The sequence below is a fragment of the Prauserella endophytica genome (assembly GCF_005146945.1).
GTDB lineage: Bacteria > Actinomycetota > Actinomycetes > Mycobacteriales > Pseudonocardiaceae > Prauserella_A > Prauserella_A endophytica.
On record NZ_SWMS01000010.1, the window covers coordinates 46,795 to 66,465 of the forward strand.

Genomic DNA, 19,671 nt, shown 5'->3' on the forward strand with positions numbered 1-19,671 from the left:
CAGCGCGCTGCCTGGCCCGTGTCGCGGTGCGGGCAACGGCGCGGCTGACGGCCCTGGCTGGTGACGCCGCGATCCGCTGAGCCACTCCGCGCTACCGCACCTCGGTCAGCACGGCGTCCGAGAGCACGGGCGCCTCGTCGCGGTCCGGTGCCGTCGTGGTCACGAGCAGCCGCCCGTCCTCGCGCCACACCCGCGTGCGCAGCCGCTCGCCGGGCAGCACGATGCCGGCGAACTTCGCCGACCACGACCGGACCCGCCGCACGTCGGCGTCCAGCAGCGCGTCCGTCACGGCCTTGAGCACCACGCCGTACGTGCACAGCCCGTGCAGGATCGGCGCGTCGAACCCGGCGCCCTTCGCGAACTCCGGGTCGGCATGCAGCGGGTTGCGGTCGCCGCAGAGCCGGTAGAGCAGCGCCTGCTGGGGGAGGGTGGGCGTGTCGAGCACGGCGTCGGGCTCGCGGTCCGGCGGCTCGACGCGGTCTGAGGTGCCCCGCTTGCCGCCGAAGCCGCCCTCGCCGCGAGCGAAGATGCTCGACCGCGCCGTCCACAGTGGATCCCCGGCGTCCGAGGTCACCGCGATCTCCGAGACGATCACCGCGGCCTTGCCCTTGTCGAGCACGTCGACCACCCGCGACCGCCCGGTGGCCTTGCCCTCCACGGGGATCGGCCGGTGCATGACCACCTCCTGCGTGCCGTGCACCACCTTGGCGAGCTCGACGCTGATGCCGGGGAAGGTCACGGCGGGCGGCTCGAACAGCCGCAGGTTCGGCGCCACGGTGGCGAAGCTCGGCAGCACCCGCAGGTCGCGCTCGTAGGCGTAGCGCAGCTCGCGCTCGTCGGTGGGGTCGGCGCCCGCGCCCAGCGCGAGGTGGTAGAGCAGCACGTCGGAGGACGTCCAGGCGAAGGTGGTCTCGCCGAGGTCGGCTCCGATCGCGGTGTCGGCGTCGATGGGCACGCGGAACTCCCTACTCGTAGCTGATCGTGACCTCGTCGGTGAGCGGCAGCGACTGGCACGCCAGCACGATGCCCTCGGCGATGTCCTCGGAGTCGAGCACGTCGTTGTTCAGCATCTTCACCTCACCGGAGACGATCCGGCAAGCACACGCGCTGCACTGACCCTCGCGGCACGAGTACGGCGCGTCGAGCCCGGCTTCCAGCAGCAGATCCAGCAGCTTGCGGTGGCGTGGCCACGAGAGCGCGCGCTCCTGCCCGTCGAGCGACACCGACAGCGCGGACGGCTCCTCCCCGGACGGTTCCTCGACCTCCGTGCTTCCCGCCGCCTCGAAGGGATTGCCCTCCAGCGAGACGAACTTCTCCACGTGTACACGCGACCTCGGGACGCCGACGTCCGCGAGCGCGGCCGTCACCTCGGCCATGAACGGCCGGGGCCCGCACACGAACGCCTCGCGCCCGGCGAGCGGCTCCGCGAGTGCCCGCAGCCGCCGCGCGCTCGGCAGGCCCTGCAACGTCTCCAGCCAGTGCACGAGAGTGAGCCTGCCGGGATGGGCCTCGGCGAGCTCGCGCAGCGTGTCCGCGAAGATCACCGAGCGTTCGTCACGGTTGGCGTAGACGAGCGTGACCGAGCCGCTTCCCTTCGCCAGCACCGACTTCACGATCGACAACACCGGCGTGATGCCGCTGCCCGCGGCGAACAGGGCGAGATCGGCGTCGAGCGAGGCCGGGGTGAACAGCCCGCTCGGCGGCAGCACCTCCAGCTCGGTTCCCTCGGTGACGTTGTCGCAGATCCAGTTCGAGGCGTAGCCGTCCCGCTTCACGGTGACCTGCGGCGCCTCGCCGGTGTCGGGGGAGCTCGAGAGCGAGTAGCAGCGCGCCACCGAGCCGCACCGCTCGCTCGGCACCCGCACGGTGAGGAACTGGCCGGGCCGGTAGGCGAGGTCGGCGTCGAACACCACCGAGCACGCCTGCTCGGTCTCGGTGACCACTCCGGCCACCCGAAGCCGCCGCGGGGACACTTCAGCCATGGGCGAAGGCGCCTTCCCTCGCCGCATCGGCGATACTGTCGCGCAGCCTCTCGCACGTGTCGAGCAGCGCGGGATGCGCGCCCTCGGAGACCTTCTCGGCGAACACGGGGCAGCTGGTCGCCGCGTCGGTGGTCCACTGGATGCTCGTGTGCTGCGGGCTGTTCTTCTTCACCAGCACCGTCGTGGCACACGAGCGGCAGGCCACCGGGACGAGCCCGGCAGTGAGGAACTCGTCCTTCTCGCGAGTCCCCCGCTCCTGCTCGCGAGTCCCCCGCTCCTGCGCGCGAGTCCCCCCGTCCTGCGCGCGAGTTCCCCGCTCCTGCTCGCGAGTTCTGCCGTCCCGCTCGTGAGTTCCGCGAACCCCGCTGCGGAACTCGCGGTCCGGAGTGCGGAACTCGCGGTCCGGAGCGGGGGACTCGCGGTCCGGAACGGGGGACTCGCGGTCCGGAGCGGGGGACTCGCGCGGTTGGCCCGGCACTACGACACCCCGGCTTCCTGCTGCTGGCGGGCCAGGTTCTCGGCGACCTCCTGCTCCCACACCTCGTTGGCGCGCGTGGTGTCCACCTCGAACTCGAAGCGCCGCGTCATGTCCTCGGTGACCTCGGCGGCGTCGACGTAGAACTGGTCGTACCAGCGGCGCAGCTGATAGACCGGCCCGTCCTCCTCGCACAGCAGCGGGTTGTCGATGCGCGTCTTGTTCTTCCAGATCTCCACGTCCTGGAGGAACCCGACGCCGATGCTCTCGGCGAACTTGCCCGCGATCTTGTCGGCCTGCTCGTCGGACACGCCGGGCAGCTTCTTGACGATCACGCCCCACTGCAGCACGAACGAGTCCGGCGTGACCGGGTAGTGGCAGTTGATCAGAACGTTCTCGATCTCGAGTCCCTTGTACGTGTTGAGGAGCTTGTTGATCATGTACGAGGGTCCGTAGTACGACGCCTCCGACCGCAGGAGGTTTTCCTCGCCGCCGTAGTTGGACGCCATGCCGACGTCGGGACGGCCCTTGGTGTTGAGGTACTGGGTGGCGATGTGGCCCTCGAAGACGTTCTTGAAGTAGGTCGGGAACGCGAAGTGGATGTAGAAGAAGTGGGCCATGTCCACGACGTTGTCCACGATCTCGCGGCAGTTGGCGCCCTCGATGAGCACCGAGTCCCACGTCCAGTTGCTCCACTCGCCGTTGAACACGCCCTCGATGCGCGGGATCACGACGTGGTCGGGCGGCGGGTTGCCCTCCGGGTCGTGCCACACGAACAACTGCTTGTTCTCCTCCAGCGTGAGCCAGGCGCGGGTGCGGGCCCGCAGCGGAACCCGTTTGGCGTAGGGGATCGAGACGCATTTGCCGTTGCCGGCCCAGCGCCAGTCGTGGAACGGGCACGCGATCTCGTTGCCCTTCACGGTTCCCTGGGTCAGGTCGCCGCCCATGTGCCTGCAGTACCCGTCCAGCACGTTGAGCTTGCCGTCCTCGCCCTGGAACACCACCAGCTTGGTGCCGAAAGCGTTGATGGCGTGCGGTTTCCCGTCCTTGAACGAGTCCGCGAGCCCGAGGCAGTGCCAGCCGCGGGCGAATCGGGTGGGCGGTGCGCCCGCGTCGATCGTGCGAACGGCTGCCTGCGTCATTGCGGACCTCCAGCGTGTCGTGCCGTGGGCTGTGCTCGATTCTGTGTGGCGAGGTGGCGCGCCGCAAGGTAGCCGAAGACCATCGCCGGCCCGATCGTCGCGCCGGGACCGGCGTAGGTCCGGCCCATCACGGCGGAGCTCGTGTTGCCCGCCGCGTACAGGCCCTCGATGGGCGTTCCGTCCTCGCGCAGCACGCGGGCGTGCACGTCGGTGACGAGCCCGCCCTTGGTGCCGAGGTCACCCGGCACGATCTTGACCGCGTAGAACGGCGCCTGCTCCAGCGGGCCGAGGCTCGGGTTGGGCTTGTTGCGCGGGTCGCCGTAGTAGTGGTCGTAGGCGCTCGCGCCGCGGCCGAAGTCCTCGTCGGCGCCGTTCCTGGCGAAGGCGTTGAACCGCTCGACGGTCGCCGTCAGCGCTTCGGCGGGCACCTCGATGCGTTCCGCCAGTGAGGCCAATGTGGAGCCCTTCGCGGCGATCCCGGCCTTGAACCAGCGGCCGGGCAGCGGCTGGCGCGGGCCGAGCCCGGTGAACATGTAGCGGTTGCGGTAGCGCTGGTCGAACACCAGCCACGTGGGGATGTTGTGCGCGGGACCCTCGCCGGGGCCGTACATCGCGTGCACGGCCTCTACGTAGGGCGCCGACTCGTTGACGAACCGCTCGCCGCGCGCGTTGACCAGGATGCAGCCGGGCCGCGAGCGCTCGGCGAGCGCGAACCACGGGCCACCGGTCAGCGGAATCGACGGGCCCCACCACGCGTCGTCCATCAGGTCCACGGTCGCGCCGAGCCGCAGCCCCGCCGTGATGCCGTCGCCGGTGTTGCCCACCGCGCCGACTGTCCACTTCGTACCGATCGGCTGGCGCTGGTACTTCTGCCGCAGCTGGTCGTTGTGCTCGAAGCCACCCGAGGCGAGCACCACACCGCGCCGGGCGCGCAGCAGCACCTCGCGGCCGTCGCGCCGCGCGAGCACCCCGGTGACGACGCCGTTCTCGCTCTGCAGCCCGGTCATGGGGGTCGAAAGCCACACGGGCACGTTCGCGCTCTGCAACCCGGCGCGCAGCCCGGCCGCCAGCGCCTGGCCCATGGAGAGCAACCGCTTGCCGGTGAGCCGTCCGGCGAGCCCGCGCAGCCCCAGCCGCAGCAGCCGGGCGATCCCGCGCGGGTGCCGGGCGAGCAGGCTCAGCCAGCGGTAGTCGGCCTGGGTGATGGGCACGCCCAGTGGCGGGGCGCTGTAGGGCGGTTCGAGCTTGGCGAGCTCGGCGCCGAGCACCTTCCCGTCGAGCGGCACCGGTTCGACGGAGCGTCCGCCCGGCCGCCCGCCGGGCGCCTCGGGGTGGTAGTCGGAGTAGTCCCGGACCCATCGCAGCCGCAGGGGGGTGTGCTCGTGGACGAAGGCGACCACCTCCGGGCCGTGGTCGAGGTAGGCCTGGCGCCGCTCGGCGGGCACGACGTCGCCGACGATCGCCTCGAGGTAGCGCCGGGCGTCCTCGGACATGTCGGTGAGCCCCGCGGCCCGCAGTGCCTCGTTGCCGGGGATCCAGACGCCTCCGCCGGAGCGGGCCGTCGAGCCGCCGAAGCGGGCGGCCTTCTCGATCACCACGACGTCGAGGCCCGCGTCGGCGGCGGCGAGGGCGGCGGTCATGCCCGCGGCCCCGCTGCCCACGACGACGACGTCGAACTCCGCGGAGGGATCGGCGTCCCCAGCCATGCCACCTCCTGTAACACGTTATAGACAGCTGCGCCGCTGCTGGGCGGCACTTCCGTCACGATAGACGAGAACGTGTTTCAGTTCTAGAGTAGTGGACGTGAGCGGTCATGCGGATGTGATTGTCGTCGGTTTCGGCGCGGCCGGCGCGTGCGCGGCCATCGAGGCCGCCGAGGCCGGCGCCGACGTGCTGGTGATCGACCGGTTCGGCGGGGGCGGGGCGAGCGCGCTGAGCGGCGGCATCGTCTACGCGGGCGGGGGCACCGCCCAGCAGCGCGACGCGGGCGTCGACGACTCGGCGGACGCGATGTTCGACTACCTCCGGCTCGAGGTCGGCGACGTCGTCTCGGCGGGGACCCTGCGCCGGTTCTGCGACAGCAGCCCGGACATGATCACCTGGCTTGAGGAGCACGGCGTGCCGTTCGAGGGCAGCCTGTGCCCGGTCAAGACGTCGTACCCGAACAACGACTACTACCTGTACTACTCCGGCAGCGAGGCCGCGGGCGGGTTCTGCGACGCCGCGAAACCGGCGGCGCGCGGGCACCGGGCCAAGGGCAGGGGCACCTCGGGCAAGGTGCTCTTCGCCGGTCTCGCCAGTGCCGCACGTGCCCGGGGCGTGCGCGTGTGGCCGCAGACCACGGCGTACGAGCTGGTCACCGAGAGCGGCGCGGTCACCGGCGTGCGGGTGCGGACCCTGCGCGACGCGCCGCGCTGGGCGAGGTGGGCACACCGCCTGCTCGGCCGGTACTCGGCCAAGCCGGGGATCTACGTGCCCGCGCTGCGCAAGGTGCTGCAGCGCGGCGTGGAGCGGCTCGAACGGCGCTTCGCCCGCGAGGCGGCGCTGACCGCGCGGCGCGCGGTGGTGCTCACCGCGGGCGGCTTCATCGCCAACCGGGCGATGGTGCGCGAGCACGCGCCCGCCTACCGCGGCGGGCTCCCGCTGGGCACGGCGGGCGACGACGGCTCGGGGCTGCGGATGGGCATCGAGGCCGGTGCGGCGACGGCCGCGCTGGACAAGGTTTCCGCGTGGCGCTTCCTCACGCCGCCAAGCGCGTTCCTCGGCGGCGTGCTGGTGGGTCCCGACGGGCGGCGGTTCATCGACGAGTCCCGGTACGGCGCCGCGATCGGCGAGGCGATGATCCGGGAGCACGGCGGCAGGGGCTGGCTGCTCGTGGACGACGAGATCGTGCGGGAGGCCCGCGCGCGGGCGCGCCGGGAGAGTCAGTGGTTCCAGTGGCTGCAGGCGGTGTATCTGCTGCGCCGGGGGCGCGTGACCGCGGACTCGGTCGAGGCGGTCGCCCGCAAGGCCGGGGTCGACGCCGGAGCGCTCGCCGAGACCGTGCGTGCCTACCGGGCCGGCAACCCCGACCCGCTCGGCAAACCCGCGGGTTTCGTCCGGCCGCTCGCGACGCCGCCGTACTCGCTGGTGGACCTGACGATCAAACCGAACATCGGGTACCCGTGCCCGATGCTGACCCTCGGCGGCCTCGTGGTGGACGAGGACACCGGCCAGGTGCGGGACACCGAGGGCGTGCCGATTCCCGGTCTCTACGCCGCGGGACGCACCGCGGTGGGAATCTGTTCCAGTTCGTATGTGAGCGGGCTCTCGCTCGCGGACTGTGTGTTCTCGGGAAGACGGGCCGGGCTGTCCGCGTCGGCGTGACAAAAACGAGAACGTGTTCTAGTCTTGGCGATGTCAGACCAGGTAGACCCGCATGGTTTCGTGACCAGGAACGAGGCAGGTATGAGCGAGCAGGGCACCCACGCGGTGATCGCCGGGATCGGGGAGCTGCTGCCCGTCCTGCGTGAGCGCGCGCAGGAGACCGAGGACGCACGCCGCATCCCCGACGCGTCCATCAAGGCCCTGCAGGAGACCGGTTTCTTCAAGCTGCTGCAGCCCAAGCCCTACGGCGGCTACGAGTCCGACCCGGTGACCTTCTACACCGCGGTGAAGCTCGTCGCGAGCGCGTGCGGCTCCACCGGCTGGGTCGCCTCCATTCTCGGGGTGCACCCGTGGCATGTCGCCCTGTTCGACGCCGAGGCGCAGCGCGAGGTCTGGGGCGAGGACATCGACACCCGGATCTCGTCGTCCTACGCGCCGATGGGCAAGGCGACGATCGTCGAGGGAGGCTACCGGCTCTCCGGCAGGTGGAGCTTCTCGTCGGGCTGCGACCACGCGACGTGGGTGCTGCTCGGCGCGCCCGCGTTCGACGCCGACGGCAAGCCGGTGGACTTCTGCACCTACCTGCTGCCGATCGCCGACTACACGATCGAGGACGTGTGGGACACGGTGGGCCTGCGCGGCACCGGCAGCAACGACGTCATCGTCGACGACGTGTTCGTGCCCCGGCACCGCGCGCTGAGCTTCGTCGCCACGTCGAAGTGCAAGACGCCCGGCCAGGAGGTGAACCCCGGCCCGCTGTACCGGCTGCCCTACGGCTCGGTGCATCCGAGCACCATCACGGCGCCGATCATCGGCATGGCACAGGGCGCCTACGACGCCCACGTGGAGTACCAGCGCGAACGCGTCCGCGCCTCCTACCTGGGCGAGCAGTCCAAAGAGGACCCGTTCGCGAAGGTGCGGATCGCCGAGGCGGCCAGCGAGATCGACGCCGCGTGGCTGCAGCTGACCCACAACATCGACGAGCTGTACCAGATCGCGTGCGAGGGCGGGAAGCTGCCGTTCTCCACGAGGCTTCGCGTGCGGCGCGACCAGGTGCGCGGCACCGAGCGCGCCATCGCCGCGATCGACCGGCTCTTCGAGAACTCCGGCGGCCGCGCACTGCGCTCCGGCACGCCGATCCAGCGCTTCTGGCGCGACGCGCACGCCGGGCGCGTGCACGCCGCCAACGACCCCGAGCGGGCGTACACGATGTTCGGCACCGGCGCCTTCGGGCTGCCCGTCGAGAACGCGATGGTGTGACGGAGTGATCATGACCGAGGGTTCGTACGTCGAGGCGCGGCCGGGGCTGCGGCTGCACTACCACGAGGCGGGCTCCGAGCACGCCGAGACCGTGATCCTGCTGCACGGAGGCGGACCGGGGGCGTCGGCGTGGAGCAACTTCTCCCGCAACATCGGGGTGTTCGCCAAGTCGTTCCGCGTCCTCGCCGTCGACCAGCCCGGTTTCGGCCGCTCCGACAAGCCCACCGACCACCCGCAGTACTTCACGCACAGCGCGAACGCCGTGGCGGGCCTGATGGACGCGCTCGGCATCGAGCGCGCGCACTTCGTCGGCAACTCGCTCGGCGGGGGAGCGGCGGTACGCCTGGCGCTGGACCACCCGGACCGCGCGGGCAGGCTCGTGCTCATGGGACCCGGCGGGCTGAGCGTCAACGTGTTCGCGCCCGACCCCACCGAGGGCGTGAAGAACCTCGCGAAGTTCGGTGGGGCGCCAAGCAAGGAGAGGCTCGAGGCGTTTCTGCGCGTGATGGTGTACGACCAGTCGCTCATCACCGACGAGCTGGTGGAGGAGCGGTTCGCCGCGGCGAGCACGCCCGAGTCGCTGGCCGCGATGGCGGCGATGGGCGCGTCGTTCGCCCGGCCCGAGACCTACGAGCAGGGCATGCTGTGGCGCGAGGCCCACCGGCTGCGCCAGCGCGTCCTGCTCGTGTGGGGCCGCGAGGACCGCGTCAACCCGCTCGACGGCGCGCTCGTGGCGCTGAAGACGATCCCGAGGGCCCAGCTGCACGTGTTCGGCCGGTGCGGGCACTGGGCGCAGCTGGAGAAGTTCGACGAGTTCAACAGGCTGGCCATCGACTTCCTGAAGGACGAGTAATGGGTATTCGCTCGCTCGGCTACCTGCGCATCGAGGCCACGGACATGGCCGCGTGGCGCGAGTTCGGCCTCAAGGTGCTCGGCATGGTGGAGGGCAAGGGCACCAACCCCGACGCCCTTTACCTGCGGATGGACGACTTCCCCGCGCGGCTGGTGATCGTGCCGGGCGAGACCGACCGGCTGGCGCAGGCCGGCTGGGAGGCCGCGAACGCCGCCGAGCTCGACGTGGTGCGGGAAAGTCTTGCCGCACACGGTGTTCCGTTCAAGGAGGGCACCGCCGAGCAGAAGGCCGACCGCGGCGTCTACGAGCTGATCACTTTCGACGACCCGTCCGGCAACACGCTGGAGGTGTTCCACGGCATCGCGCTGCAGCACCGCCGCGTGGTGAGCCCGTACGGGCACACGTTCGTCACCGGCGAACAGGGGCTGGGCCACGTCGTACTGTCCACTCACGACGACGAGGCCGCACTGAGGTTCTACCGCGACGTGCTGGGGTTCCGGCTGCGCGACTCGATGCGGCTGCCCCCGCAGCTCGTGGGCAGGCCCGCCGACGGCGACCCGGCGTGGCTGCGGTTCTTCGGCTGCAACCCTCGCCACCACAGCCTCGCGTTCCTGCCCATGCCGACACCGAGCGGGATCGTGCACCTGATGGTCGAGGTGGAGAACACCGACGACGTCGGCCTGTGCCTCGACCGCGCGCTGCGGCGCAAGGTGCCGATGTCGGCGACGCTGGGCAGGCATGTCAACGACCTGATGCTGTCGTTCTACATGAAGACGCCAGGGGGCTTCGACGTCGAGTTCGGCTGCGAGGGCAGGCAGGTCGACGACGAGTCGTGGATCGCGAGGGAGAGCACCGCGGTGAGCCTGTGGGGGCACGACTTCTCCGTCGGCGCGCGATGACCTCGGTGGCGCTGGACCCCGCGCGGTTCCGGTCGGTGCTCGGGCACTTCTGCACGGGCGTGGCCGTGGTGACGGCGTGCGACGGCGACGAGCCGGTCGGCTTCGCCTGCCAATCGTTCGCGGCGCTGTCCCTGGACCCGCCGCTGGTGCTGTTCTGCCCGGCGCGGACCTCGCGCACCTGGCCCGTGATCGAGCGGGCAGGCCGTTTCGCCGTGAACGTCCTCTCCGGTGAGCAGCGCGACGTGAGCGTGACGTTCGGCGCCCGGGGCGCCGACAAGTTCGCCTCGGTGGACTGGACGCGCGCGCCGAGCGGTGCCCCGCTGCTGACCGGTGCGCTCACGTGGATCGACTGCGCACTCGACGCCGTGCACGAGGCCGGTGACCATCACGTGGTGATCGGACGTGTCACCGCGCTCGGCGAGGTCTCCGACGCCCAGCCGCTGTTGTTCTACCGGGGCCGCTACACGGTGACCGAGACAGAGGCCGTGGGGGAGCTGTTCACCTGGCCTCGCCCGGACGACTGGTTCTAGGCCCGGCCGCGGTGAAGGCCACCTTCACTGCGGCCGGGCCTAGCCCAGCTTGTGCACGCGCACGCCGTCGAAGCGCGTGAAGTCGGCGTCGAAGGACACCACCTCGGCACCGTGCTGGGCGGCGGTCGCCGCCAGGTGGGCGTCGTTGACCAGATTGCCCGCCGTGCCGGCCTTGCCCAGCAGCCCGCGCAGTACCCCGGCGTGCCGGGTCGTCGGCTCCACGAGCACCGCGCCGGGCTGACTCAGCCACGCCTCGACGGTGTCGAACGCGGTGTCCTGCGACAGCGGGCGCGGGAAGATGCCCGGATGGGTGCTGATGCGGAGGAACGCCAGCAGCACGATCCACGAGAAGCCCACGGTCTCCTCACCGGAGAACGCCTTGTCCAGCCACTCGCGGGCGGCCCGGTGCTGAGGGACGTCGCTGTTGACGGCGTAGAGCAGGACGTTGGCGTCGACGATCTTCATCGGCCCGTGGCGAGCTTGCGCTGCAGCTCGGCGTCCTCCAGGTCGGCGGCCACGCGCAGCGCGTGGTCGAGCGGCACGGTGGGGCCGCCCATCGCGAACGTGGGCGTGTGGAACCGCTCGCGGGCCGGCGTGCCCAGCGCAGAGCGCAGCGCGCTGTTGACGGCTTCCTTGAACGACAGCCCCCGCTCGGCCATCAGCTTGCGCACCAGCGCCTCGACGTCCGGGTCCAGCGTGATCGTCGTCCTCACCGCTGCATCATAGCATCAGCCCGGATGATGCGCTGATGCGTGGATGTCTCTGTCGGTCACGGTGCGCACGGGGGGTATCAACGGCCCATGACTCACGAGCGGGTGGCAGTGGTGACGGGTGCGGGTTCCGGGATCGGCAGGAGTGTGGCGAGGGCGTTGCTCGCGGACGGCTACCGGGTGGCGCTCGCGGGCAGGCGCGTGGATCCGCTCACCGAGACCGCGGCCGGCTCGGGGCTGGCGCTCGTCGTCCCCACGGACGTCACCGACGACGCGCAGGTCGCCGCGTTGTTCGCCGAGGTGCGCCGGAACTGGGGCAGGGTCGATGTGCTGTTCAACAACGCGGGCACGTTCGGCGCGCCGGGCGCTGTCGACACGCTGCCGGTGGAGGAGTGGCGCCGGACCGTCGACGTGAACCTGACGGGCATGTTCCTGTGCGCGCACCACGCGGTGCGGCTCATGAAGGAGCAGGACCCGAGGGGCGGGCGGATCATCAACAACGGCTCGATCTCGGCACATGCCCCGCGCCCGGAGAGCGTGGCCTACACCGCGACCAAGCACGCGATCACGGGACTGACGAAGTCGATCTCACTGGACGGCCGTGCATTCGATGTCGCGTGTGGACAGATCGACATCGGCAACGCCGCGACGGAGCTGACCGCGGGCATCGCGACCGGGGCCAAGCAGGCCGACGGCAGCGTGCGGCCGGAGCCGACGTTCGACGTCGAGCACGTCGCGGAGGCCGTGCTGGGCATGGCGGCCCTTCCCCTCTCGGCGAACGTGCAGTTCCTGACTCTCACCGCCACCGCGATGCCGTTCCTCGGCAGGGGCTGACCCGTCACCCGGTGGACTGCTCCTGTCATCCGACCGGGTCGCGTCGCGATCGAACGGCCCCCGCGCGGGTAAGCCCCTCCTTGTGCGGAAACGAACGCCTTTCCCGGGGGTGATGGTCCGGTGACGACACGGCGATGGCTGGCCGCGCTGGGTGCGGTGCTCGTGCTGCCGGTGGTGACGGGGGCGGCCGCGCCCGAGCAGGTGCCTGTGCAGGCCGCCCAGCAGCAGCCCGCGGCGGACCGGGAGGACGGTGACGGCGACCCCGGGCTGTGGGGCCTGCTCGGCCTGGGCGGGCTGCTGGGACTCGCCGGTCTGGTGCGGCGCAGGCCCAAGCCCGCGCCCGGTGACCCGCTGGCCGCCTACCCCGCCGCTCGCCGGCAGCCGACGCCGCACGGCCCTCCGGCGCGCCACCGTGCGACCGGGAATCCGCCTCCTTCGTCCGCGGATACGGCGCCCGTCAGCGTGAACGGGCGCAGGCCGCCCACCGCGCCGGGCGACGTCCCGCCCCACGCGCCCCAGTACCCACCCCACGCGCCCCAGTACCCGCCACCGCGCGAGGACTGAGCGGCGCCGGATCCGGTGGCGTGCGGGTGGAGGGGCCCGCACGCCACCGGTCTGAAAAACCTCGCGTTGACGGCCTTCGCCGACCGGGCGCATGATCCGGTGCGCAGGGGGCCGGCACCGGAGGCACTGCCATGACTTTCATGCAACTCATCGAGTTCAGCACGTCGCGGTACGACGAGATGAACGAGCTCATGGAGAGCTGGATGCGGGAAACGGAGGGCAAGCGGACAGCCACCCACGCGGTGATGGGCAGCGACCGCGACCACCCGGGCACCTATGTCGAGCTGGTGGAGTTCCCGTCCTACGAGGAGGCGATGAAGAACTCCGCCCTGCCGGAGACGAGCAAGTTCGCGGAGAGGATGACGGCCCTGTGCGACGGCCCGCCCGTCTTCCACAACCTCGACGTCGTCAGGGACGAGAAACTGTAGCCCTCACAGGCGTTCGAGCACGGTGGCCGTGGACAGCGCCCCGCCCGCGCACATGGTCACCAGCGCCGTCGCCGCGTCACGCCGTTCCAGCTCGTGCAGCGCGGTGGTGAGCAGGCGCGTGCCCGTGCTGCCGACCGGGTGGCCGAGCGCGATGGCGCCGCCGTTGACGTTCACGGCTGCCGGGTCGGGCCCGTGCACCCGCTGCCACGAAAGGACGACGGAGGCGAACGCCTCGTTCACCTCGAACAGGTCGAGGTCGCCGATCGTCATCCGCGCCCGCTCCAGGACGCGCGCCGTCGCCTGCACCGGCCCGTCGAGGTGATAGTAGGGCTCGGCGCCGACGAGCGCCTGCGCGCGCAGGCGCGCCCTCGGGCGCAGGCCGAGGGTGCGTGCCCGATCGGCTTCCATGATCAGCACCGCCGACGCGCCGTCGGAGATCTGCGACGAGGTGCCCGCGGTGTGCACGCCGCCCTCGAGCACGGGCCTGAGCCTCGCGAGCGCCTCGGTGCTGGTCTCCCGCAGCCCCTGGTCCCGGCCGACCAGCCGGGTCTCGCCCGTCGGCTCGCCGTCGTCGCCGAGTACGGGTGCCTTGACCGGCACGACCTCCCGGTCGAAGCGGCCCTCCGCCCAGGCGGTCGCCGCCTTGTGCTGGGAGGCGAGCCCGAACGCGTCGACGTCGGCACGGGTGAGCCCGCGGCGCTGCGCGATACGCTCTGCGGCCTCGTACTGGTTCGGCATGTCGATCGACCACGACGCCGGCCTCCGGGAACCCGCGTCCACACCCTGGTTGGCGCCCAGCGGCACCCGGCTCATCGCCTCGACGCCGCACGCGATGCCGATCTCGATCGCGTCCGCGGCTATGAGCCCCGCCACCAGGTGCGCCGCCTGCTGGGCCGACCCGCACTGGGCGTCGACGGTCGTGGCCCCGGTCTCCTGGGGCAGCCCCGCGTGCAGCCAGGCCGTGCGGGCGATGTTGCCTGCCTGCTCACCGGCCTGCGTCACGGTGCCGGCGATGACCTGTTCGACGAGGTCCGCACCGAGCCCGGCCTTCTCAACGAGCGCGGTCTGGGCGGCGCCGAGCAGCTCCGCGGCGTGCAGGCCGGACAGCCAGCCGTTGCGCCTGCCGATCGGGGTGCGCACGGCCTCGACGATGACGGGTACGCCCACGCTGGTCTCCTCGGTTCGGGGGATGTCGCTCAAAACTAGAACACGTTCCTAAATCTGGCAACGCTCCGCGAGGTCAACCGCCATTTGGTGACCGATTGCGAAGATGTTGTCTACCAGGAGTTTCAAGATCCTCATCGATCCAGTAAACATCGTTCACTAAAACCCTTCCCGTAGTTAACACCGTATGCTTCAATCAGGCTCTAGAACGTGTTCCACGACGCTGCTGTCGGAGGTACGGCGTATGAGCCCCTCGTTGCTCCCCACCGGATTCGACTTCACCGATCCCGACCTGTACGCCACCCGGCTGCCGCTGGAGGAGTTCGCCCTGCTGCGGCGCACGGCGCCGGTGTGGTGGAACTCCCAGCCCTACAACAAGGCGGGATTCAAGGACGAAGGCTTCTGGGTGGTCACCCGGCTCGAGGATGTCAAGGCCGTCTCCAGGGACAGCCAGCTGTTCTCGTCCCAGGAGAAGACGGCCATCATCCGGTTCGACGAGACCATGGACGAGGACGGCCTGAACGCCAACCGGCTCGTGCTGCTCAACATGGACGCGCCGCAGCACACCAAGCTGCGCCGCATCGTGTCCAAGGGCTTCACGCCGCGCGCCATCGGGAAGCTGGAGGACGCGCTGCGCGAGCGCGCCCAGCAGATCGTGCACACCGCCAAGGCCAAGGGCTCCGGGGACTTCGTCGCCGACGTCGCGTGCGAGCTGCCCCTGCAGGCCATCGCGGAGCTGATCGGCATCCCGCAGGAGGACCGGCTCAAGATCTTCGACTGGTCCAACCAGATGATCGGCTACGACGACCCCGAGTACGACGTGGAGCCGATCGCGGCCTCGGCCGAGCTGGTCGGCTACGCGTTCAACATGGCCGAGCAGCGCCGCCAGTGCCCGATGGACGACATCGTCACCAAGCTCGTCCAGGCCGATGTGGACGGTGAGTCGCTCGCGTCGGACGAGTTCGGCTTCTTCGTGATCCTCCTCGCCGTGGCGGGCAACGAGACCACGCGCAACGCGATCACGCATGGCATGAAGGCGCTCATCGACCATCCCGAGCAGTGGGAGATCTACAAGGAGCAGCGGCCCAAGACCGCGCCCGACGAGATCGTGCGCTGGGCGACGCCGGTGGTCGCGTTCCAGCGCACGGCGACCGCCGACACCGAGCTCGGCGGGCAGCACATCAGGGCGGGCGACCGTGTCGGCATGTTCTACAGCTCCGCCAACTTCGACCCCGAGGTGTTCGACGAGCCCGAGAAGTTCGACGTGCTGCGCGAGGACAACCCGCACGTCGGCTTCGGTGGCACCGGGTCGCACTACTGCATCGGCGCCAACCTCGCGCGACTGGAGATCGACCTCATCTTCAACGCGATCGCCGATGTGATGCCGAACATCCGGGAACTGGCACCGCCCGAGCGGCTGCGGTCCGGCTGGCTCAACGGAATCAAGCACTACCAGGTCGCCTACGAGTGAGAAGCTCCGCGCCGCGATCGCCTATCGCGGCGCGCCGCCCCTGCCCGACGGCGTCTGCGACCTGCAGTCGCGGCCAGGTCCGCCCGGTGTCGTGCGCTTCACCGGGTGGCCCGACCGCGTCAAGGACGTCGAAACCCGGTTGCCGCACAACGAGGTCACCGAAATGGTGGCGCCCACGCGCCCACGCGCCCACGCGCCCACGCGCCGGGTGGATCCAGGCGATCTGCCTGAGCGGCGGCCGCGCTATCCCGGTCATCCCCGGTCATCCCGACTATCCCGCCTGTGGGGTGCCGTCTTCGGCGTGGGCGAGCGCGCTGGGGGAGAGGCGGCCGACGATCGCGGGTGCCTCGCGCACGAGCGTGTCGTCGGTGAGCGCCTCCACCATGAACAGTGCGAAGTCCACGCGCCGCGTGAGGTTGCTCGCGAGCACCGGGTCGCCGACGTGGCGGCTCCACACGGGCAGGCCCTGGCTCTCCCCCTCCTCGAGATCGCTGCCGCGGACGACGGTCCAGCGCCGGTCGCTGGCGAAGATCCGCCGGCACGCCTCGACCTGGTCGTCGATGTCAACGGCGCGCACCAGGCGGGCCAGCTTGGCGGCTATCCAGAGGGCCGTCCTGAACCGCCGGGAGTACCGGTCCTTTCCGTCCCGCGTGATGTGCCAGCCGCACGAGAAGACCAGGCGCGCACCCGGTTCGGCGTGGTCGAGCACCGCCTGCGCCGTGCCCGACGAGTACTGCCGCACGCCCCAGGGCACCAGCACGGTCAGCACGCCGTCGCACCCCGCGACCGCCTTCCGGATCACCTCCCGGTCGTTCGTCGGCCCGGGCACGATCGTGATCCGGTCGGCGACCGCGGCTAGCTTGCCCACGCTGCGTTCGCGGCACACGCCGACGACTTCGTAGCCCCGGTCCAGTGCGTGCCGGACCAGGTACTGCCCGAGCTTCCCCGAGGCACCGATGACGCAGATCCTCATGTCCCTGCTCCTTACTTACGGTGTAAGTCACGGTAGACTTACGCTGTAAGTCGCGTCAAGGAGGAAGCAGGCATGGGGCCGAAGCGGGAACCGCTGTCCCGGGAGCGGGTGGTCGCCGCGGCGATGGCGCTGGCCGACGAGAAGGGGGAGTCCGGCGTCACCATGCGGGCGGTGGCGGCGCGGCTCGGGGTCGAGGCGATGTCGCTCTACAACCACGTGGCGGGCAGAGAGGGCCTGCTGAACGGAATGGTGGACGCGGTGTTCGCCGAGATCGAGCTCCCTGCGCCCACCGCTGACTGGAAGACGGCCATGCGCGAGCGGGCGGTCTCGTCGCGCGCGGCGCTGCGGCGTCATCCGTGGGCCGTCGGGCTCATGGACTCCCGCAGGCAACCCGGACCGGCGACCCTGCGCCACCACGACGCCGTCCTGGGCGCGCTGCGCGCGGGCGGCTTCTCCGTAGCCATGGCCGGGCACGCCTTCTCGCTGATCGACAGCTACCTTTACGGGTTCGTCCTCCAGGAGCTGAGCCTGCCGTTCAACGACCATGCCGGGCTCGAGGAGGTCGCGGGCGACATCCTGAACGACCTCCCAGCCGGCGCCTACCCGCACCTCACGGAGCTAGCCACCGAGCACGCCCTCAAACCGGGCTACGACTACGCCGACGAGTTCGAGTTCGGCCTCACGCTGATCCTCGACGCGCTCCAACCCGACGAGCGCCCGCAGTGAAGGCCACCTTCACTGCGTTCAACGCAGGCAAGGTGGCCTTCACTGCGGCCGGGGTGTGCTGCTAGCTGCCCGGCTTGGCGGAGCCGACCACCCACATCGAGAAGTACTGCGAGCCGCCGCCGTAGGCGTGGCCGAGTGCCGTGCGGGCGCCGTCGACCTGGTAGTCGCCCGCCCGGCCCATCACCTGCTTGGCCGCCTCGGAGAAGCGCAGCATGCCCGACGCGCCGATCGGGTTGGACGAGAGCACCCCTCCCGAGGGGTTCACCGGCAGCCGCCCGCCGATCGCCGTCTCGCCTGCCTCGGTGAGCTTCCAGCCCTCGCCCTCGGGCATGAAGCCGAGGTTCTCCAGCCACATCGGCTCGAACCAGGAGAACGGCACGTAGATCTCCGCGGCGTCCACTTCGGACAGCGGATCGCTGATGCCGGCCTCGCGCCACAGCGCCGCCGCCGCCTCCTGGCCCGCCCGCGGGTTCACCTGGTCCCGCCCGGCGAACGTCGTTGGCTCGGTGCGCATGGCCGTCGCGTGGATCCACGCGGCGCCACCCACGACGGCGTCGCCCGCAGCCTCGTCACCGAGGACCATCGCGCACGCGCCGTCGGAGGAGGGGCACGTCTCGTCGTAGCGGATGGGGTCCCACAGCATCTGCGACGCCCGCACCGACTCGACGGTGATGTCGGGCTGACGCAGGTGCGCGAACGGGTTCAGCGCGCCGTTGCGCCGGTCCTTGGCCGCGACGATCGCGCCGACGTGCTCGGGGGCTCCGGAGCGGCGGATGTAGGAGCGAACGTGCGGCGCGAAGTACCCGCCCGCACCCGCCCCCACCGGCATCTGGAACGGCGGCAGGATCGACAGCGCCCACATCGCGTTGGACTCGGACTGCTTCTCGTAGGCCACGGTCAGCACCCGCCGGTGCACGCCTGCCTGCACGAGGCTCGCCGCGACCAGCGCCGTCGAACCGCCCACGGAGCCCGCGGTGTGCACCCGCAGCAGCGGTTTGCCGTTCGCGCCGAGCGCGTCGGCGAGAAACAGCTCCGGCATCATCACGCCCTCGAACATGTCGGGCGCCTTGCCCACCACGACGGCGTCGATGTCCGGCCAGTCCACCCGCGCGTCCTCCATCGCCCGGTCCACGGCCTCCCGCAGCAGCCCTGGCATCGACACGTCGGTGCGCTTCGCGCGGTGGTGGGTCTGTCCCGTGCCGAGCACGGCGGCGAGTTGCTTGCCCACGCACTAGCCCCTTTCCAGTACTGCCACGAGGTTCTGTTGAAGGGCCGGCCCGCTCGTCGCGTGCGCGAGCGTCCGCCGTGCGTTGCCCGCGAGGATCTGCCTGGCCGCCTCGCCGATGCGCACGAGCCCCGCAGAGAACATGGGGTTGCCGGTGAGCGCCCCGCCGGAGGGGTTGATCCGCACCTGCTCGCCGAGGCCCAGTGCGTCGCGCACGATCAGCTCCTGGTGGGTGAACGGCGCGTGCAGCTCGGCGATCTCGACGTCCGGGCTCGCCCCCGCCGCGCGGCCCGCCGCCGTGGTCGAAGGGGAGCGGGTGAGGTCGCGCGCGCCGAGGCCGGGGGAGTCGACGCGGTGGTCGATGCCGGTGATGACGGCGGGTCGCTCCGCGAGGTCGCGGGCCCGTTCGGCGGAGGCCAGCACGATCACCGCGGCGCCATCGGTGACGGGCGCGATGTCGTGGGCCCGCAACGGATCCGCGACGAACGGGGTGTCGAGAAGCGCGGCGGCGTCGGTGTCGCCGGCGAGCTGGGCGAACGGGTTGCCCGCCGCGTCGCGCCTGCTGCGGGCGGCGACCTCGGCGAGGTCCTTCTCGCTCCAAAGCCCGGCCTCCATGCCCAGCCGGGCCTGCAGGCCGGCCAGCGAGATCGAGTCCGGCCACAGCGGCGCGACGACGTACGGGTCGAGCTGCAGTGAGAGCACGCGGCGCAGCTGCCCCGCCGAGGACTTGCCGAAGCCGTACACGAGCGCGGTGTCGACCTCGCCCATGCGGATCTTCAGCCACGCCTCGTAGAGCGCCCAGGCGGCGTCCATCTCCACGTGTGACTCGTGGATGGGCGGGAAGGCGCCGATCGCGTCGATCGCGGCGATGAACGAGAAAGCCCTGCCTGCGAGGTAGTCCGACGAGCCGGAACACCAGAACCCGATGTCGCGTTTGGACAGCCCGGTCTGCTCGAAGACCTCCTTGAAGATCGGCACGAGCATCTCGACTCCGTTGGTGGTGCCCTGGGTTCGCCGCACGCTCGGTGACTGCGCGAACCCGACCACCGCCACGTCTGTCATGGCGTAC

At 71.0% G+C, this 19,671-nt stretch carries 21 protein-coding genes; 10 read left to right on the top strand and 11 right to left on the bottom strand.

The features are described 5' to 3' along the window. Positions 1-91 precede the first annotated feature (91 nt). The 5 genes from FCN18_RS18855 to kstD all read right to left on the bottom strand — a co-directional run bounded on the left by FCN18_RS18855 (position 92) and on the right by kstD (position 5,305). Positions 92-955 (bottom strand): MaoC/PaaZ C-terminal domain-containing protein, encoded by an 864-nt coding sequence (locus FCN18_RS18855; RefSeq protein WP_112267062.1) that lies wholly within the window; start codon positions 953-955, stop codon positions 92-94. Positions 956-965: 10 nt separating this feature from the next. After that, positions 966-1,982 carry a ferredoxin--NADP reductase gene (locus FCN18_RS18860; protein ID WP_137095733.1) on the bottom strand — a complete coding sequence of 339 codons (1,017 nt, stop codon included), beginning with the start codon at positions 1,980-1,982 and terminating at the stop codon, positions 966-968. Then, a complete protein-coding gene (locus FCN18_RS18865; RefSeq protein WP_112268251.1) occupies positions 1,975-2,187 on the bottom strand; it encodes a hypothetical protein in 213 nt (70 codons plus the stop codon). Before FCN18_RS18865 ends, FCN18_RS18860 begins: the two co-directional genes overlap by 8 nt. A 272-nt stretch (positions 2,188-2,459) precedes the next feature. After that, on the bottom strand, positions 2,460-3,599 hold the full coding sequence (locus FCN18_RS18875; protein ID WP_137095734.1) for a Rieske 2Fe-2S domain-containing protein: 1,140 nt from the start codon (positions 3,597-3,599) through the stop codon (positions 2,460-2,462). Then, a complete protein-coding gene (kstD, locus tag FCN18_RS18880) occupies positions 3,596-5,305 on the bottom strand; it encodes a 3-oxosteroid 1-dehydrogenase (RefSeq protein ID WP_137095735.1) in 1,710 nt (569 codons plus the stop codon). The genes FCN18_RS18875 and kstD overlap by 4 nt, the downstream gene beginning before the upstream one ends. A gap of 97 nt (positions 5,306-5,402) precedes the next feature. Between kstD and FCN18_RS18885 the strand changes: the two genes are divergently transcribed. The 5 genes from FCN18_RS18885 (at position 5,403) to hsaB (ending at position 10,507) form a co-directional block, all read left to right on the top strand. Beyond that, a complete protein-coding gene (locus FCN18_RS18885) occupies positions 5,403-6,965 on the top strand; it encodes an FAD-binding protein (RefSeq protein ID WP_407675785.1) in 1,563 nt (520 codons plus the stop codon). 81 nt (positions 6,966-7,046) lie between these two features. Next, the gene (hsaA, locus tag FCN18_RS18890; protein ID WP_137095736.1) at positions 7,047-8,225 is read left to right on the top strand and encodes a 3-hydroxy-9,10-secoandrosta-1,3,5(10)-triene-9,17-dione monooxygenase oxygenase subunit; all 1,179 of its coding nucleotides are present in this window, start codon (positions 7,047-7,049) and stop codon (positions 8,223-8,225) included. Positions 8,226-8,235: 10 nt separating this feature from the next. Then, positions 8,236-9,078, top strand: a complete 843-nt coding sequence (hsaD, locus tag FCN18_RS18895; RefSeq protein ID WP_170200574.1) for a 4,5:9,10-diseco-3-hydroxy-5,9,17-trioxoandrosta-1(10),2-diene-4-oate hydrolase — start codon at positions 8,236-8,238, stop codon at positions 9,076-9,078. Then, positions 9,078-9,977: an iron-dependent extradiol dioxygenase HsaC gene (gene hsaC, locus FCN18_RS18900; protein WP_137095738.1), complete on the top strand. Its 900-nt coding sequence runs from the start codon at positions 9,078-9,080 to the stop codon at positions 9,975-9,977. The genes hsaD and hsaC overlap by 1 nt, the downstream gene beginning before the upstream one ends. After that, positions 9,974-10,507 (top strand): 3-hydroxy-9,10-secoandrosta-1,3,5(10)-triene-9,17-dione monooxygenase reductase subunit, encoded by a 534-nt coding sequence (gene hsaB, locus FCN18_RS18905; RefSeq protein ID WP_112267048.1) that lies wholly within the window; start codon positions 9,974-9,976, stop codon positions 10,505-10,507. Before hsaC ends, hsaB begins: the two co-directional genes overlap by 4 nt. A gap of 39 nt (positions 10,508-10,546) precedes the next feature. Here hsaB and FCN18_RS18910 read toward each other — a convergent pair whose 3' ends face one another. Both FCN18_RS18910 and FCN18_RS18915 read right to left on the bottom strand, forming a co-directional pair. Next, positions 10,547-10,972, bottom strand: a complete 426-nt coding sequence (locus FCN18_RS18910; RefSeq protein WP_137095739.1) for a type II toxin-antitoxin system VapC family toxin — start codon at positions 10,970-10,972, stop codon at positions 10,547-10,549. Further along, positions 10,969-11,220, bottom strand: coding sequence for a ribbon-helix-helix domain-containing protein (locus FCN18_RS18915; RefSeq protein ID WP_110338595.1), 252 nt, complete (start codon positions 11,218-11,220; stop codon positions 10,969-10,971). The genes FCN18_RS18910 and FCN18_RS18915 overlap by 4 nt, the downstream gene beginning before the upstream one ends. A gap of 87 nt (positions 11,221-11,307) precedes the next feature. Between FCN18_RS18915 and FCN18_RS18920 the strand changes: the two genes are divergently transcribed. The 3 genes from FCN18_RS18920 (at position 11,308) to FCN18_RS18930 (ending at position 13,043) form a co-directional block, all read left to right on the top strand. Further along, positions 11,308-12,051: an SDR family oxidoreductase gene (locus FCN18_RS18920; RefSeq protein WP_112267046.1), complete on the top strand. Its 744-nt coding sequence runs from the start codon at positions 11,308-11,310 to the stop codon at positions 12,049-12,051. Between the two features lie 120 nt (positions 12,052-12,171). Continuing rightward, positions 12,172-12,615 carry a hypothetical protein gene (locus tag FCN18_RS40190; RefSeq protein WP_228714035.1) on the top strand — a complete coding sequence of 148 codons (444 nt, stop codon included), beginning with the start codon at positions 12,172-12,174 and terminating at the stop codon, positions 12,613-12,615. A gap of 131 nt (positions 12,616-12,746) precedes the next feature. Beyond that, positions 12,747-13,043 carry a hypothetical protein gene (locus tag FCN18_RS18930; RefSeq protein ID WP_112267045.1) on the top strand — a complete coding sequence of 99 codons (297 nt, stop codon included), beginning with the start codon at positions 12,747-12,749 and terminating at the stop codon, positions 13,041-13,043. Positions 13,044-13,046: 3 nt separating this feature from the next. On the opposite strand, the gene FCN18_RS18935 is transcribed toward FCN18_RS18930, so the two are convergent. Next, positions 13,047-14,210, bottom strand: a complete 1,164-nt coding sequence (locus FCN18_RS18935) for a steroid 3-ketoacyl-CoA thiolase (protein WP_137095740.1) — start codon at positions 14,208-14,210, stop codon at positions 13,047-13,049. 241 nt (positions 14,211-14,451) lie between these two features. Between FCN18_RS18935 and FCN18_RS18940 the strand changes: the two genes are divergently transcribed. Further along, positions 14,452-15,678, top strand: a complete 1,227-nt coding sequence (locus tag FCN18_RS18940; RefSeq protein WP_112267043.1) for a cytochrome P450 — start codon at positions 14,452-14,454, stop codon at positions 15,676-15,678. 271 nt (positions 15,679-15,949) lie between these two features. On the opposite strand, the gene FCN18_RS18950 is transcribed toward FCN18_RS18940, so the two are convergent. Then, complete coding sequence (locus FCN18_RS18950) at positions 15,950-16,651, bottom strand: NAD(P)-dependent oxidoreductase (protein ID WP_137095741.1); 702 nt, start codon at positions 16,649-16,651, stop codon at positions 15,950-15,952. Positions 16,652-16,723: 72 nt separating this feature from the next. Here FCN18_RS18950 and FCN18_RS18955 point away from each other — a divergent pair, with 72 nt between their 5' ends. Further along, positions 16,724-17,377 carry a TetR/AcrR family transcriptional regulator gene (locus FCN18_RS18955; protein ID WP_199543236.1) on the top strand — a complete coding sequence of 218 codons (654 nt, stop codon included), beginning with the start codon at positions 16,724-16,726 and terminating at the stop codon, positions 17,375-17,377. A 61-nt stretch (positions 17,378-17,438) separates the two neighbouring features. On the opposite strand, the gene FCN18_RS18960 is transcribed toward FCN18_RS18955, so the two are convergent. Together FCN18_RS18960 and FCN18_RS18965 are read right to left on the bottom strand one after the other, a co-directional pair. After that, positions 17,439-18,605, bottom strand: coding sequence for a thiolase domain-containing protein (locus FCN18_RS18960; protein WP_113644006.1), 1,167 nt, complete (start codon positions 18,603-18,605; stop codon positions 17,439-17,441). Positions 18,606-18,608: 3 nt separating this feature from the next. Continuing rightward, complete coding sequence (locus FCN18_RS18965) at positions 18,609-19,664, bottom strand: thiolase domain-containing protein (RefSeq protein WP_112267040.1); 1,056 nt, start codon at positions 19,662-19,664, stop codon at positions 18,609-18,611. Positions 19,665-19,671: the final 7 nt, after the last annotated feature.